This window comes from Paracoccus sp. UBA5162, assembly GCF_002413585.1.
Taxonomy (GTDB): Bacteria; Pseudomonadota; Alphaproteobacteria; order Rhodobacterales; family Rhodobacteraceae; genus Paracoccus.
Window position 1 is genome coordinate 1 of record NZ_DHXG01000036.1, and the last position, 14235, is coordinate 14235.

Sequence of the window (14235 nt, forward strand, 5' to 3'; positions counted from 1 at the left end):
GCCGCCGCGCTGTCGTTCGCGGCCTGGTCCGGAGCGGCCGTGGTCGGCGCGACCGTCGCGGACGGTTGTCCGCCGGCGTCGCCGGCATTCCCGCCGGGCGCCGGCGGCGCGCTTCCTTCGGGCGCGGCCGCTTCATCCGCCCCGCTGGTCGTGTCGCCTGCGCTGGCGGAATCCGCCGGATTCTGTGACACCGAGCTGTCGGAAGCGGTTGCATCCTGAACGCCATCCGCGGCTGCGGTGCCATTTCCGGCAGCCGCGCCGTCGGCCGATTGTCCTGAAGCACCTGCATCTGCCGGGCTAGTTGACGCCTGGTCGGCACCCCCTGCCGGCTGTGCCGCGTTTTCATCCGCCGCGTTTCCGGCCGCATCAGGTGACGCGGCCGTATCAGATGCCGCGCCGCCGGCGTCCGATGCCGCTGTATTTCCGCCTCCGCCTGCGGCGGTTGCCGAATTGCCGCCTTGTGCGCCATCCGCCGCAGCCGTCGCCGTGGCATTGCTGTCCGCCCCGGCGGTTCCGGTGTTCTGGCGCGTCACGGTCAGCTCGGCCGTTTCGGGTGCGTTGACCACCACCTCGGGCTCGCCCTCGGCGGGCTTCATCTGCGCCTGCTGGCCAGCGCCATCGGCGAAGGTCACCGTCGGCTCGCACGCCTCGACGCTGACTTCGGGCGGGGCCTGCGTGACGGAAACCATCGGCTCGCCGCCCGCGTCGGCGGGCATGGTGATGGTGACTTGCGGCGGTGTCTGCGTAACCGTCACCTTGGGCGCGCATTGCTGCACGGTGACGCCGCTGACTGCCGCATTCTGGCTTTCGGCCGCAGGGGCAGTCCCGGTGGTCTGGGCGTTCTGGTCCTGCGCCAGGGCCGGGCCTGTCAAAAGCGCCAGCGCAGCAACGCTTCCCAAGAGATGTCTGGTCATGTCTTCCTCCGTATTTTCCTCGGGCCGCCGCTGCGGCTTCGCAGGCTCAACCGCGAGGGCGTGACAGGGTTCCCGAACCCGTGACCACGCTGCACGATCCTACAGCCGGGGATGACTGATCCGACCGCCGCAGGCCGGGGCCGGAACGCCGGTCGTGCCGGGGCCGGAGGTCGGCAATCCCCGCATCACCCGCACCGCCAGCCAGCCGAAAGCCTGCGCCTCAAGCATGTCGCCATCCAGTCCGGCCGCCTCGACCGGCATGACCCGTGCGGGCAGGATATCGCGCAAGGCGGACATGATCGCGCCGTTGTGCCGTCCGCCGCCGCAGACCAGGACCAGCGCGGGCGCGGCCGGCAACCAGCGGAACGCCGCGGCCACCGATCCCGCCAGCGCCGCGACCAATGTCGCGGCGGCGTCGGCATCGGCCAGCCCCGAGACGGCCGCGGCCAGGCCCGCGAACTGGTCGCGATCCAGTGATTTCGGCGGCTTCCGGTCGAAAAAGGGATGGCGCAGGAAATCCGCCACGGCCCCCGAATCGGCACGGCCTGCCGCGGCCAGGGCGCCGCCCTCGTCGCGGCTTTGCCGCCGGCGCGCGCGCATCAGATCGTTGATCGGTGCATTGGCGGGCCCGGTATCGAAGGCCAGACAGGCCCCGTCCGCCTGCGGCGCGGGGGCGGCCGGATCAAGCCAGGTGATGTTACCCACCCCGCCCAGATTGAGAAAGGCCAGCGGCGCGGTCGGCAGATGGCCCTGCCCGATCGCCCATTTGGCGCAGGCCCAGTGGAAGAAGGGCGCAAGCGGCGCCCCCTCGCCGCCCTGTCGTACATCCTCGCTGCGAAAATCCCACACGACCGGCCGCCCGATCCGCCGCGCCAGCGCCGCCCCGTCGCCCGCCTGATGCGTGCCGCGCCCCCGCGGATCATGGGCCAGGGTCTGACCGTGATAGCCGATCAGCTGGGCCTCGGGAAAATCCGCCGCCAATTGGACATGTGCGGTTTCAGAGATCGCGGCCGCGTGCGCCACGCCCGGATCGCCCGGCCACAGGCCCCGCGCCGCGTCGAGAATGGCGGCCTCGTTGTCCGAGACCGGAAGAAAGCCGCTGCGGCCAAAGCCTGCGATATCGCTGCCATCAGTGTCGATCAGCGCGGCGTCGACCCCGTCCATCGAGGTTCCCGACATCATTCCCAGAGCCCGGATCATCACGCTTTTCCTTTTCCGTCACAGCCGGTATATCCGCCGCGACGCAGAGGAAAAACCCCATGACCTATCAGCCCAGATCCGAATTCCTGCGCGTGATGATCGACCGTGGCTATGTCGCCGACTGCACCGATCACGAGGGGCTGGACCGGGCGCTGCTGGCGGGGCCGGTCACGGCCTATATCGGCTATGATGCGACGGCGGCCAGCCTGCATGTGGGACATCTGCTGAACATCATGATGCTGCGCTGGTTCCAGAAGACCGGCAACCGGCCGATCACGCTGATGGGCGGCGGCACCACCAAGGTCGGCGATCCCTCGTTCCGGTCAGAGGAAAGGCCGCTGCTGGATGCGGCCGCGATCCAGGCCAATATCGACGGGATGGGGCAGGTCTTCGCGCGCTACCTCGATTATGGCGACGGCGCGGCGCTGATGCTGAACAACGCGGAATGGCTGGACGATCTGAACTATCTCGATTTCCTGCGCGACATCGGGCGGCATTTCAGCGTCAACCGAATGCTCAGCTTCGAATCGGTGAAGTCGCGGCTGGATCGCGAACAATCGCTGTCCTTCCTGGAATTCAACTACATGATCCTGCAGGCCTACGACTTTCTGGAACTGCACCGGCGGCACGGATGCCAGTTGCAGATGGGCGGATCGGACCAATGGGGCAATATCGTCAACGGGATCGACCTGACCCGGCGGGTGGACGATGCGGTGATCTGGGGGCTGACCTCGCCGCTGCTGACCACCAGCGACGGGCGCAAGATGGGCAAATCCGCGGGTGGAGCGGTCTGGCTCAGTGGTGCGATGCTGTCGGCCTATGATTTCTGGCAGTTCTGGCGCAACACCACCGATGCGGATGTGGGCCGGTTCCTGAAGCTCTACACCGAATTGCCGATCGAGGAATGCGACCGGTTGGGCGCCCTGCAGGGTTCGGAAATCAACGATGCCAAGATCCTGCTGGCCAACGAGGTCACCTCCCTGCTGCACGGCGCCGACGCCGCGGCCAGCGCCGAGGCGACGGCGCGCGAAGTCTTCGAGCAGGGCGGGGCGGGCGGCGATCTTGATGTCGCGGTATTGCCGGCGGACGCATTTTCGGGCGGGCTGTCGGTCGTTCAGATGCTGGTTCAGGCCGGCATCACGTCCAGCGGCAAGGAGGCCAAGCGCCTGATCGCCGAAGGGGGCCTGCGGTTGAACAATCAGCCGGTCACCGATCCGCAGATGCCGATAGGATCGGCGATGATCGGCGATGGCATGAAGGTATCGGTGGGCAGGAAAAAACACCGGATGGTCCGGATCGGCTGAGGCCCGATGGGGCCGAATACCGCGCATTCGAGCTGTGACGCGGCGTCATGGCTCTGGCATCCACGGCCGCCGCCGTCTATCTGAACCTGCTTGCAAGAGAATCCTCCTATGGAGAGACGAGATGAGCGACGACAAGCGATCGACGGATGCGCCCCGGATTTCAGACCAGCCGGGCAAGGAAGCCGCGGCTTCGGATGCCGCGGTCGCTGCCGCGCGGCCCGCGCCGATCCGGCGCGCGATCGTGACCGAACTTGATGCCCTGAAGCCGGTCTGATCCCGGCAGGCCGATCTGCGGGATCTGAGCCTGGTCAGTCCATCTTTTCGATCCGATGCCTTGCGTCGCGGCCTTGCATGTCCCGCCTCCGTCCGCGGATCTGGTCCGGTGGCAGTCAGTGCCCTATCGGGCCACAGCGCGTGGATAGCCGTTGCGGCGCAGATGATTCAGGGCCTCGACCAGCGAGCGGCGGTCGCGAAACGGCCCTGCAAGGATGATCCGAACCCTGATCCCGCCCCGTCGGCCATAGGTCTGCGCCACGCGATAGCCAAGATCGGAAAGCCGCCGGATCGCGCCGGCCGCATTCGCCTCCGCCGCATAATCTCCGATCCGGACATAGCGGGCCGAGGCCGGAATCATTTCGACACGATCCGCTGCCACGGTCGCGGCCCGCGATCTGCGGGCCGGGCCGGAGCTGGCGACAGCTTTCCTGGCGGCCCTGTCCGGCGGCCGCGACGCGGCGGGACGCCGGTCCCGGCGAATGGATGAGCCGGCGACAGCCGGCGATGTCCTGCGCCCTGTTTGTCCGGCATCCTGCGGGTCGGCCTCGCCTTCCATCGCGCCCCGGCGAACCCGCGCGGACAATGTGACCGGCCGCATTCCCGCGCACAGGCCAAGCGTGACATCCTGCCCCAGCACCGGCGCGGCACCCGGATCGGCCACATAGCCCAGCTTTTCGCACAATCCGTCGGGCGCGTCCTGCATCGCGGCCATCGCGGCCCGAACCTCTGCTTCCTTCGTCATCACCGTGTCCAAGTCGCGCGCGAAGGCCTGTTGGCCGGATGCCTCGGCAGGCGCGGCGATCGGCTGCGCCACACGGGGGTCGGCCGTGAATTCGCCCGCGCGAAGCCCGAAAGCCAGGGCCTGGATCAACCGATCCTCGGGGCTGGGCGGAACCTTTGCCTCGCCCAGCGGAAGCACGCGGTCCGTTTCAGGATCCGTGCGCCGGGTCGAGAATGTCGGAGGAAATCCGCAGATCCGCACCCCGGTCTTGTCCAGCTTCGGTATCCATTCGCCATCCGCGCGTCGAAACACGCATCCGGCACCGTCGATATACTGAAGGGCCGCAAAATCCTCGGGAGGCGGCGGTGCCGGCGCAGCCAGGACCGGCCCCGCCGCCATCATCCACAACAAGATCCCGACCAGCACCCGCATAAATCACCCGCGATTCGACCCTTCATGTCACGGGATAGGGCAAAAGCCTGAAACGGTTGTTAACGCGGTCCTATTTCGTGCCGAACATCCGGTCGCCCGCATCGCCCAGACCGGGCACGATGTAACCGTGATCGTCCAGCCGCTGGTCCAGCGCGGCGGTCCAGATCGGCACATCGGGATGGGCCTCATACATCCTGCGAACGCCCTCTGGCGCGGCCAGAAGACACAGGAAACGCAGATTCCTTGCGCCACGGGATTTCAGCATGTCGATCGCCGCGACAGAGGAATTGCCCGTGGCCAGCATCGGATCGACGACGATGGTCATCCGCTCATCGAGGCTGGGCACCTTGCAGTAATATTCGACCGGCTTCAGCGTCTCGGGGTCGCGGTAAAGACCGACGAATCCCACCCGCGCCGACGGAATCAGCTCCAGGATACCGTCCAGCAGACCATTGCCGGCCCGCAGGATCGAGATCAGCGCCAGCTTCTTGCCAGCCAGCGTCGGTGCCTGCATCTCGCAGATCGGGGTCTGGATGGTGATGTCGGTCAGTTCCAGTTCGCGCGTGACCTCATAGGCCAGAAGCAGGCTGATCTCGCGCAGAAGCTGGCGGAAGGTGGCGGTCGAGACGTCCTTCTGCCGCATGATCGTCAACTTGTGCTGGATCAGCGGATGCTTGACGACACTCAGGTGGGGATCGGTCACGCGAATTCCTTTCTCAGCCGGTCGCGGGTTTCGGGGTCGCAAAAGGCGGCCTCGGCTGCCCATTGGTTGATCTGCAGGAAGTCCTTTTCGCCCCAGCCGAAGGCATCGGCAAGGCGGTCGTATTCCTTGCCCATGTCGGTGTGAAAGAACGGCGGATCGTCGGTCGAGACGGTCACTTTCACCCCCGCATCGGCCAGCCGCGCGATGGGATGGGCGTCCCAGGAATTCCACAGCCCAAGCGCGATGTTCGAGCCGGGACAGACCTCGAGCACCGTCCCGCGTTCGGCCAGATCGCGCACAAGCGCGTCGTCTTCGATGGCGCGGACGCCGTGGCCGATGCGGCTGACACCCAGCGACAGCGCCTGCCGGATGCTGTCCGGCCCGCCCCATTCACCGGCATGACAGGTCAAGCCCAGGCCGGCCTCGCGCGCGCAATCGAAGCTCCAGGCGAAATCGGTGGCGCGGCCCGTCGTCTCGGCGCCGCCCATGCCGAAGCCGGTGATCCAGCCGCCCGCCGTTTCGGCCGCGCAGACCGCCGATCTGCGGGCGCGATCGGCGCCGAAATGACGAATGCAGGTGACGATGCCGCGGCTGTCGATGCCCTGCTTGCGCATCTGGTCCGCGACTTCGGTCATCGCGGCCAGGTAATCGCGCCATGCGGCCAGATCGCCGCCGCCGCAGAATTCTGGGCTGACGAAAAGCTCGGTATGGATCACGCCCGTCTCGGCGCTGCGTTCCAGCACTTCGGCCAGCAGGCGGGCATAGTCGCGCGGGCCCTGCAGAATGCTGGTCGCGGCCTCGTAGACGCGCAGGAAGTCGTTGAAATCGGCATAGGCATACTGGCCCCGCGCGTCAAAGATCGTGGGCAGATCGACGCGCTTTTCAGCCGCCAGCGCGCGGATGAAATCGGGCGGGGCCGCGCCTTCCAGATGCAGGTGCAATTCGATCTTCTTCACAGAAACGACCTTCCATGCTGCGGCGCGGGCAGATCCAGATGGTCCATGACCGAGGCGCCGATATCGCTGAACCCCACCTGCCCGACCGGCCGCCTGCCCAGCCCGTGCCCCAGCACCGGCACCCGTTCGCGCGTGTGATCGGTGCCATGCCACGACGGATCGTTGCCGTGATCGGCGGTAAAGATCGCCAGATCACCGGGCCGCAAAGCCTCGATCAGCCGGCCCGCCACCGTATCGAACCATTCCAGATGCCGGCCGTAGCCGGCAACATCGCGCCGGTGCCCGAAATTCGTGTCGAATTCGACGAAATTGGCGAAGGTCAGGCTGCCCGGTTCGGCCTTTCGGCCCAGGTCGATCAGCTGTTCGGCCAGATCGGCGTCGGATTTGCCCTTCCACAGATGCGCGATGCCGCGATGGCTGAAGATATCGCCGATCTTGCCGATGCCGTGGGTGACGCGCCCCGCCGCCGCCGCGATGTCGAGGATCGTATCGGCGGGCGGCGCGATGGCGAAGTCGCGGCGATTGGGGGTGCGGCGGAACCGGCCCGGCGCCTCGCCCAGAAACGGCCGGGCAATGGCGCGGCCGACGCGCATGTCATGCAGCATGGGGGCGATTCCCTCGCACAGCGCAATCAGCCGGTCCAGGCCGAAATGCTGTTCATGCGCCGCGATCTGCAACACGCTGTCGACCGAGGTATAGCAGATCGGCCAGCCGCTGCGGATATGTTCGGCCCCGAACCGCTCGATCACCTCGGTGCCCGAGGCGTGGCAATTGGCAAGGATCCCCGCGGTTCCGGCCAATTGGCACAAACGTGCCGTCACCGCCGGCGGAAAGGCGGGCTGCGTGTCGGGAAAATAATGCCAATCCCACGGCACCGGCACGCCCGCCATTTCCCAATGTCCCGACGGCGTGTCCTTGCCGACCGAGATCTCGGTCGCGGCGCCCCACAGGCCCTGCGGTTGCGCGGAAAGCCCCGGCACCGTCAATCCGCTGGCAAGCCCGATCGCCGCGCCAAGCCCCAGACGGTCCAGATGCGGCATGGCCAAGGGGCGGGCCTGCGCGATATGGCCGATGGTGTTCGCGCCGGTATCGGGCCGCCCCTCGTTGAAGAACCGTGCCGCATCGGGGGCGCCGCCGATACCGGCGCTGTCCATCACGATCAGAAAGGCGCGATTGCTAGTCATCTGTGTCCAGCCTTTCGCGGATCAGCGGACCGGGCGCAATCCCGTCCCCGATCCGGTAGGCGGCCGCGACCGCGGCGACGGCGATCTCGGCGGCGGTTTCGTCGGCGGCATGGACGATGGCCAGGGGCCGGTCCGGACCGACCGCCTCGCCCAGTTTGGCAAGCCGCGACAGGCCGACACGCACATCAATCGCATCACCGGCGCGCACCCTGCCACCGCCAAGCGCCACGACAGCATGACCAAGCGCCGCGACATCGATGGCATCGACCGAACCGGCAGGCGCAGGAACCGGATGGCAGGCAGGCGCGGTCGGCAAATGCGCCGCAGGCCGGTCCAGCAGATCGCGCGGCCCGCCCTGCGCCGCGACCATGCGGCCAAAGACCTCGGCCGCCGCGCCCGCATCCAGCTGCGCGGCAGGATCGCCCCCCTGCCCGGCAAGGCGCAAGGCCTCTGCCGACAATTCCAGCACCAGATCACGCAAGGCGCCGCCTTCGCCGCGCAGGACACGGATCGCCTCGGCCACTTCCAGCGCGTTTCCGGCCGATCGCGCGAGCGGCTGATCCATATCGGTAATCAGCGCCGAACAGCGACATCCCGCGCCATTGGCGGTGCGGACCAGCGATTGCGCCAAGGCTCTCGCCTGATCGGGTGATTGCAGAAACGCGCCCGATCCGGCCTTCACGTCCAGAACCAGCCCCTCCAGCCCCGCCGCCAGCTTTTTCGACAGGATCGAGGCGGTGATCAGGTCGATTGATCCGACCGTCGCGGATTCGTCGCGGATCGCGTAGAGCCTGCGGTCTGCGGGCGCGATATCGCCCGTTGCCGCGACGATGGCGCAGCCGGTTTCACGCAGGATGCGGCGAAAATCGTCCTCGGGCTGGTCGCAGACGAAGCCGGGGATCGCCTCCAGCTTGTCCAGCGTGCCGCCGGTGTGACCAAGCCCGCGACCCGAGATCATCGGCACATAGACCCCGCAGGCCGCCAGCAGCGGCGCAAGGATCAGGCTGACGGTGTCGCCGATGCCGCCGGTCGAATGCTTGTCGACGACCGGCCCCGGCAGATCCCATCGCAGCACATGCCCCGAATCGCGCATCGCGCGGGTCAGCGCCACGCGCCCGGCCTCGCCCGTGCCACGGGTCAGGACCGCCATCGCGAAGGCGCCTGCCTGCGCGTCGCTGACGGATCCGTCCGCCAGCCCCTGCGCGATCAGCGTGGCGCCGGGGCCATCCAGCCCGCGTCCATCCCGAAGCGCGGCGATGACGGGGCGCGGATCGGTCATCCGGCCCGGGTCATGTGGCCCGCATCGAATCGGCCGGGCAGCAGATCGCCGATCGTGGTGGTCTGGCGGGCTCCGTCGACCGTGCCCATGATGACGGGGGTGTCGGCGCGCCCGAACTCGGCCAGTTTCTGCCGGCAACCGCCGCAGGGCGGGCATGGGGCGGGCGCATCGGCGATGACCGCGACCTCGACCAGTTGGGTCTCGCCGGCCGCGACCATGGCGCTGATGGCTCCGGCCTCGGCGCAGGTGCCCTCGGGATAGGCCACGTTCTCGACGTTGCAGCCGCGATAGATCCGGCCCGATGCGCCGCGTATCGCCGCGCCGACCTTGAACTTCGAATATGGCACATAGGCCGCTTCGCGGACCTCTTGCGCAGCATCCAGCAGCGACATCGTCACCCCCTGATTTCGTTGAGGCAGTCTTGCGCCCCGACGGGGGCGAACGCAAGCCGATGCCGCCTGTTCCCGGCGCCGCAAATGGTTTAACGGTGAACCAAATTCGGCTTGCGGAGGGGGACAGAGATGGAAGAACGCCGGCAGGACAGCGCGCGGCAGGCCGCGCTGGATTACCACGAATTTCCGCGCCCCGGAAAGCTGGAGGTCCGCGCGACCAAGCCGCTGGCCAATGGCCGCGACCTGTCGCGGGCCTATTCGCCCGGCGTGGCCGAAGCCTGCCTGGAAATCAAGGCCGATCCGGCGACCGCCAGCCGCTATACCGCGCGCGGCAATCTGGTCGCCGTCGTGACAAATGGCACCGCCGTTCTGGGCCTGGGCAATATCGGCGCCGCGGCCTCCAAACCGGTGATGGAAGGCAAGGCGGTCCTGTTCAAGAAATTCGCCAATATCGACTGTTTCGACATCGAGGTGAACGAGGCCGATCCCGAGAAACTGGCCGATATCGTCTGTGCGCTGGAACCGACATTCGGCGCGATCAACCTGGAAGACATCAAGGCTCCGGACTGCTTCATCGTCGAAAGGCTGTGCCGCGAGCGGATGAACATCCCGGTCTTTCACGACGATCAGCACGGCACCGCCATCGTGGTGGGCGCCGCGGCGACCAACGCGCTGCATGTCGCGGGCAAGCGGTTCGAGGATATCAAGGTCGTCTCGACCGGCGGCGGCGCGGCGGGGATCGCCTGTCTGGACATGCTGCTGAAGCTGGGCGTCAGGCGCGAAAACATCTGGCTTTGCGACATTCACGGGCTGGTCCACGAGGGCCGGGCCGAGGACATGAACCCGCAAAAGGCGGCCTATGGCCAGCCGACCGATCTGCGCAGCCTCGATCAGGTGATCGAGGGGGCCGACCTGTTCCTTGGCCTGTCCGGTCCCGGCGTGCTGAAGCCCGAGATGGTGGCAAGGATGGCCAGCCGGCCGGTGATCTTCGCCTTGGCCAACCCGATGCCCGAAATCCTGCCCGAGGATGCGCGCGCCGTCGCCCCCGACGCCATCATCGCCACCGGTCGCAGCGATTATCCCAACCAGGTCAACAACGTGTTGTGCTTTCCCTTCATCTTCCGCGGCGCGCTGGACGTGGGCGCGACAACGATCAACGACGAGATGGAACTGGCCTGTATCGAGGGTATCGCGGCCCTGGCCCGCGCCACCACCGCCGCCGAGGCGGCGGCCGCCTATCGCGGCGAGACGCTGACCTTCGGCCCCGAATACCTGATCCCGAAACCTTTCGATCCGCGCCTGGTCGGGGTCGTCTCGACCTCGGTCGCCAAGGCAGCGATGGCATCCGGGGTCGCGACCCGTCCGCTGGACGACCTGGACGCCTACAAGCGCAAGCTGGACGGATCGGTCTTCCGCTCGGCCCTGATCATGCGCCCGGTCTTCGAGGCTGCGGCCACCTCGGAACGGCGCATCGTCTTCGCCGAGGGCGAGGACGAGCGTGTGCTGCGCGCGGCCAATGCGATGCTGGAGGAAACCACCGACAAGCCGATCCTGATCGGCCGCCCCGAGGTCGTCGCCATGCGGGCCGAACGCGCCGGCCTGCCGATCCGGCCCGACCGCGACTTCGAGATCGTGAACCCCGAAAGCGATTCTCGCTATCGCGATTACTGGGAAACCTATCACCAGTTGATGGCACGGCAGGGGGTCAGCCCCGATATTGCGCGGGCGATCATGCGCACCAACACAACCGCCATCGGCGCGGTCATGGTCCATCGCGCCGAGGCCGACAGCATGATCTGCGGCACGTTCGGGCAGTATAGCTGGCATCTGCAATATGTCCGCCATGTCCTGGCGCGCGACGGGCTGCATCCGGTCGGGGCGCTGTCGATGATCATCCTGGAAGACGGCCCGCTGTTCATCGCCGATACGCAATGCCACAACGATCCCACGCCGGAACAGGTGGCCGAAGCCGTCCAGGGCACCGCACGCCATGTCCGCCGCTTCGGTCTGACGCCCAAGATCGCACTCTGCGCCCATTCGCAATTCGGCAATCTCGACACCTATACCGGCCGCAAGATGCGCGAGGCCATGGCGCTGCTGGACGCACGCGAACCCGATTTCATGTACGACGGCGAGATGCATGTCGATGCCGCGCTGGATCCCGAACTGCGCGAACGCATCTTCCCCGGATCGCGGCTGCAGGGCGCGGCCAACGTGCTGGTCTTTGCGGGCACGGATGCGGCCTCGGGCGTCAGGAACGCACTGAAGATGCGCGCCGGCGGGCTGGAGGTCGGGCCGATCCTGATGGGCATGGGCAACCGCGCCCATATCGTGACGCCCTCGATCACCCCCCGCGGCCTGCTGAACATGAGCGTGCTGGCCGGAACCCCGGTCGCGCATTACAGCTGAGGCGCGGTGATGCCCGGCCTGCGCGCGCGATACGAACAACAGGTTCGGGCGCTGGCGCGGCGGGCTGATGATCTGCGCGCCGCGGGTCTTGCCGCCGAAGAGATCGCGCGCGGGCTTCACGCCGAACGCCGGGCCTTGTCGGCCCGCTACAAGGCGCTGACGCCCGAACCGCTGCGCAGCCGCATCGCCGCCCGCAGCATCGCGATCCATGGCGATCCCGACGGCCCGAGCATCGACTCGCTGCGCGCCGCCGGCAAAAGCTGGGATCAGATCGCCGAGGCCGCTGCGTGTCCTGGCCGCTTTCCGCCGCTGGGATGAAAGCCTGCCCGCCCAGATCAGCGGTCTCGCCCCCACAGCCGGGCCCTGCAACGCCGCGCGGGCAAGCCGAGATCAAAGGGCCGCGGCTGCCGCCGGTGACGGGCGCGGAGGGCATTGAAAGAAAGTCGGGCGCTGGTCCGGCCCGCCACGATCCGGCCACCGCAGCCGCACCCGGCGCAATTCACGCCGCTTTCCTGGACCGTCCCGCCGGGGATGCCGCTAACATGGTTGCACAGCCTCCGTGCTGCCCCATAACAAGTCCCAGGGAGAAGGAGGACGTCATGGCCTACAAGGACATCTATGCGGGCTGGAAATCCGATCCGGAGGGGTTCTGGATGCGCGCGGCGCAGGCGATCGACTGGGACCGCGCGCCCGGCCGCGCCTATTCCGATGATGGCCCGGCGGGCGAATGGTTCGCGGAAGCGATGGTCAATACCTGCTGGAACGCCGTGGATCGTCATGTCGAGGCCGGCTACGGCGACCGCCTTGCCATCATCCATGACAGCCCCATCACCGACAGCATCCAGCGCATCACCTATGCCGAGCTTCGCGACCGCGTGGCCCGCCTTGCAGGCGCGCTGCGCACCGCTGGCGTCGGGAAAGGCGACCGCGTCATCATCTACATGCCCATGGTTCCCGAGGCGCTGGAGGCGATGCTGGCCTGCGCGCGGCTGGGGGCGATCCATTCGGTCGTCTTCGGCGGCTTCGCGGCGCATGAACTGGCCGTGCGCATCGACGACGCCCGGCCCCGCGCTATCATAGCCGCGTCCTGCGGGCTGGAGCCGGGGCGCATCGTCGCCTACAAGCCGCTTCTGGACCGGGCCATCGATCAGGCTTCGCACAAGCCCGATTCCTGCATCATCCTGCAACGCGAACAGCAGCCGGCCGAACTGATCGCGGATCGCGATCTCGACTGGGACCGGGTCACGCGCGACGCCGCGCCCGCCGATTGCGTGCCGGTCGAGGGTCATCACCCGGTCTATATCCTTTATACCTCGGGCACGACGGGTCAGCCCAAGGGCGTGGTGCGCCATACGGCGGGTCATCTGGTCGCGCTGCAATGGTCGATGCACAACATCTACGCGATCGAGGCCGGAGATGTGTTCTGGGCCGCATCGGATGTCGGCTGGGTCGTGGGCCACAGCTATATCTGCTATGGTCCGCTGATCGCGGGCGCGACCACCATCGTGTTCGAGGGCAAGCCCGTCGGCACCCCCGATGCCGGCGTCTTCTGGCGAGTGATCCAGGATCATGGGGTCAAGTCCTTCTTCACCGCGCCCACCGCGATCCGCGCCGTCAAGCGCGAGGATCCCAAGGGCCAGCTGATCCGCGACTATGACCTGTCCTGCCTCAAGGCGCTGTTTCTGGCAGGCGAACGCGCCGATCCCGATACCGTCGAATGGGCCGAAAATCACCTGACCGTGCCGGTGATCGATCATTGGTGGCAGACCGAAACCGGATGGGCCATTGCGGCCAACCCCCTGGGGATCGAACGGCTGCCGGTCAAGTCCGGCAGCCCGACCGTCGCCATGCCGGGATATGACGTGCAGGTCCTGGACGAAGGCGGCCAGCCGGTCGCCCCCGGCACGCTGGGCGCGATTGCGCTGAAACTGCCGCTGCCACCCGGCACGCTGCCGACATTGTGGAATGCCGAGAACCGGTTCCGACAAGCCTATCTGGCGCATTTCCCCGGCTATTACGAGACCGGCGATGCCGGCTATCTGGACGAGGACGGCTATCTCTATGTCATGGCGCGCACCGATGACGTGATCAATGTGGCCGGCCACCGCCTGTCCACCGGCGCGATGGAAGAGGTTCTGGCCAGCCATCCGGCGGTCGCGGAATGCGCGGTGATCGGCGTTGCCGATCCTCTGAAGGGTCAGGTGCCGCTGGGCCTTCTGTGTCTGAAGAAGGGCGTGAATGACCCGCCGGATCAGGTGCTGCGCGAGGTGGTGGGTCTGGTTCGCGACCGTATCGGCCCGGTCGCGGCCTTTCGCCTGGCCTGCATCGTGGATCGCCTGCCCAAGACGCGCTCGGGCAAGATCCTGCGCGCGACCATGGCCCGGATCGCTGATGGAGAAGATGTCGGGACGCCGGCCACCATCGATGACCCCGCGATCCTCGACGAGATCGCGACGGCCCTGCGC

Annotated in this window: 12 protein-coding genes and 1 pseudogene; 5 read left to right on the forward strand and 8 right to left on the reverse strand. The window is 67.4% G+C overall.

Features of this window, described 5'->3' with window-relative positions; genetic code table 11:
* Positions 1 to 914 (reverse strand): annotated as a pseudogene (locus B4A72_RS04875) (hypothetical protein); the annotation flags it as partial.
* A gap of 99 nt (positions 915 to 1013) precedes the next feature.
* Positions 1014 to 2114 carry an anhydro-N-acetylmuramic acid kinase gene (locus tag B4A72_RS04880; protein ID WP_292978176.1) on the reverse strand — a complete coding sequence of 367 codons (1101 nt, stop codon included), beginning with the start codon at positions 2112 to 2114 and terminating at the stop codon, positions 1014 to 1016.
* Positions 2115 to 2173: 59 nt separating this feature from the next.
* Between B4A72_RS04880 and tyrS the strand changes: the two genes are divergently transcribed.
* The gene (gene tyrS / locus B4A72_RS04885; protein ID WP_292958034.1) at positions 2174 to 3418 is read left to right on the forward strand and encodes a tyrosine--tRNA ligase; all 1245 of its coding nucleotides are present in this window, start codon (positions 2174 to 2176) and stop codon (positions 3416 to 3418) included.
* A 121-nt stretch (positions 3419 to 3539) separates the two neighbouring features.
* A complete protein-coding gene (locus tag B4A72_RS04890; RefSeq protein WP_292958032.1) occupies positions 3540 to 3692 on the forward strand; it encodes a hypothetical protein in 153 nt (50 codons plus the stop codon).
* A 123-nt stretch (positions 3693 to 3815) separates the two neighbouring features.
* On the opposite strand, the gene B4A72_RS04895 is transcribed toward B4A72_RS04890, so the two are convergent.
* The 6 genes from B4A72_RS04895 to B4A72_RS04920 form a co-directional block, all read right to left on the reverse strand.
* The gene (locus B4A72_RS04895) at positions 3816 to 4727 is read right to left on the reverse strand and encodes an SPOR domain-containing protein (protein ID WP_292958030.1); all 912 of its coding nucleotides are present in this window, start codon (positions 4725 to 4727) and stop codon (positions 3816 to 3818) included.
* A gap of 190 nt (positions 4728 to 4917) precedes the next feature.
* Entirely contained in the window at positions 4918 to 5550 is a 633-nt protein-coding gene (gene upp, locus B4A72_RS04900) for a uracil phosphoribosyltransferase (RefSeq protein WP_292958028.1), read from the reverse strand.
* On the reverse strand, positions 5547 to 6506 hold the full coding sequence (locus tag B4A72_RS04905; protein ID WP_292958027.1) for an adenosine deaminase: 960 nt from the start codon (positions 6504 to 6506) through the stop codon (positions 5547 to 5549). The genes upp and B4A72_RS04905 overlap by 4 nt, the downstream gene beginning before the upstream one ends.
* Positions 6503 to 7690, reverse strand: coding sequence for a phosphopentomutase (locus B4A72_RS04910; RefSeq protein WP_292978177.1), 1188 nt, complete (start codon positions 7688 to 7690; stop codon positions 6503 to 6505). Before B4A72_RS04910 ends, B4A72_RS04905 begins: the two co-directional genes overlap by 4 nt.
* A complete protein-coding gene (locus B4A72_RS04915) occupies positions 7683 to 8969 on the reverse strand; it encodes a thymidine phosphorylase (protein WP_292958023.1) in 1287 nt (428 codons plus the stop codon). Before B4A72_RS04915 ends, B4A72_RS04910 begins: the two co-directional genes overlap by 8 nt.
* Positions 8966 to 9361: a cytidine deaminase gene (locus tag B4A72_RS04920; RefSeq protein ID WP_292958021.1), complete on the reverse strand. Its 396-nt coding sequence runs from the start codon at positions 9359 to 9361 to the stop codon at positions 8966 to 8968. The genes B4A72_RS04915 and B4A72_RS04920 overlap by 4 nt, the downstream gene beginning before the upstream one ends.
* Before the next feature lie 129 nt (positions 9362 to 9490).
* On the opposite strand from B4A72_RS04920, the gene B4A72_RS04925 reads away from it, so the two are divergent.
* The 3 genes from B4A72_RS04925 to B4A72_RS04935 all read left to right on the forward strand — a co-directional run.
* Entirely contained in the window at positions 9491 to 11770 is a 2280-nt protein-coding gene (locus tag B4A72_RS04925; RefSeq protein WP_292958019.1) for an NADP-dependent malic enzyme, read from the forward strand.
* A gap of 9 nt (positions 11771 to 11779) precedes the next feature.
* Positions 11780 to 12088 (forward strand): hypothetical protein, encoded by a 309-nt coding sequence (locus B4A72_RS04930; protein WP_292958017.1) that lies wholly within the window; start codon positions 11780 to 11782, stop codon positions 12086 to 12088.
* 281 nt (positions 12089 to 12369) lie between these two features.
* The coding region (locus tag B4A72_RS04935; protein ID WP_292958015.1) for a propionyl-CoA synthetase at positions 12370 to 14235 on the forward strand (1866 nt) is incomplete at its 3' end.

Bases quoted from the DNA above. Each gene is read 5' to 3' on its own strand.
- B4A72_RS04880 (WP_292978176.1), bottom strand. From the start codon at position 2,114: ATGATCCGGGCTCTGGGAATGATGTCGGGAACCTCGATGGACGGGGTC.
- B4A72_RS04890 (WP_292958032.1), top strand. From the start codon at position 3,540: ATGAGCGACGACAAGCGATCGACGGATGCGCCCCGGATTTCAGACCAG.
- tyrS (WP_292958034.1), top strand. From the start codon at position 2,174: ATGACCTATCAGCCCAGATCCGAATTCCTGCGCGTGATGATCGACCGT.
- B4A72_RS04930 (WP_292958017.1), top strand. From the start codon at position 11,780: ATGCCCGGCCTGCGCGCGCGATACGAACAACAGGTTCGGGCGCTGGCG.
- B4A72_RS04915 (WP_292958023.1), bottom strand. From the start codon at position 8,969: ATGACCGATCCGCGCCCCGTCATCGCCGCGCTTCGGGATGGACGCGGG.
- B4A72_RS04925 (WP_292958019.1), top strand. From the start codon at position 9,491: ATGGAAGAACGCCGGCAGGACAGCGCGCGGCAGGCCGCGCTGGATTAC.
- B4A72_RS04920 (WP_292958021.1), bottom strand. From the start codon at position 9,361: ATGTCGCTGCTGGATGCTGCGCAAGAGGTCCGCGAAGCGGCCTATGTG.
- B4A72_RS04910 (WP_292978177.1), bottom strand. From the start codon at position 7,690: ATGACTAGCAATCGCGCCTTTCTGATCGTGATGGACAGCGCCGGTATC.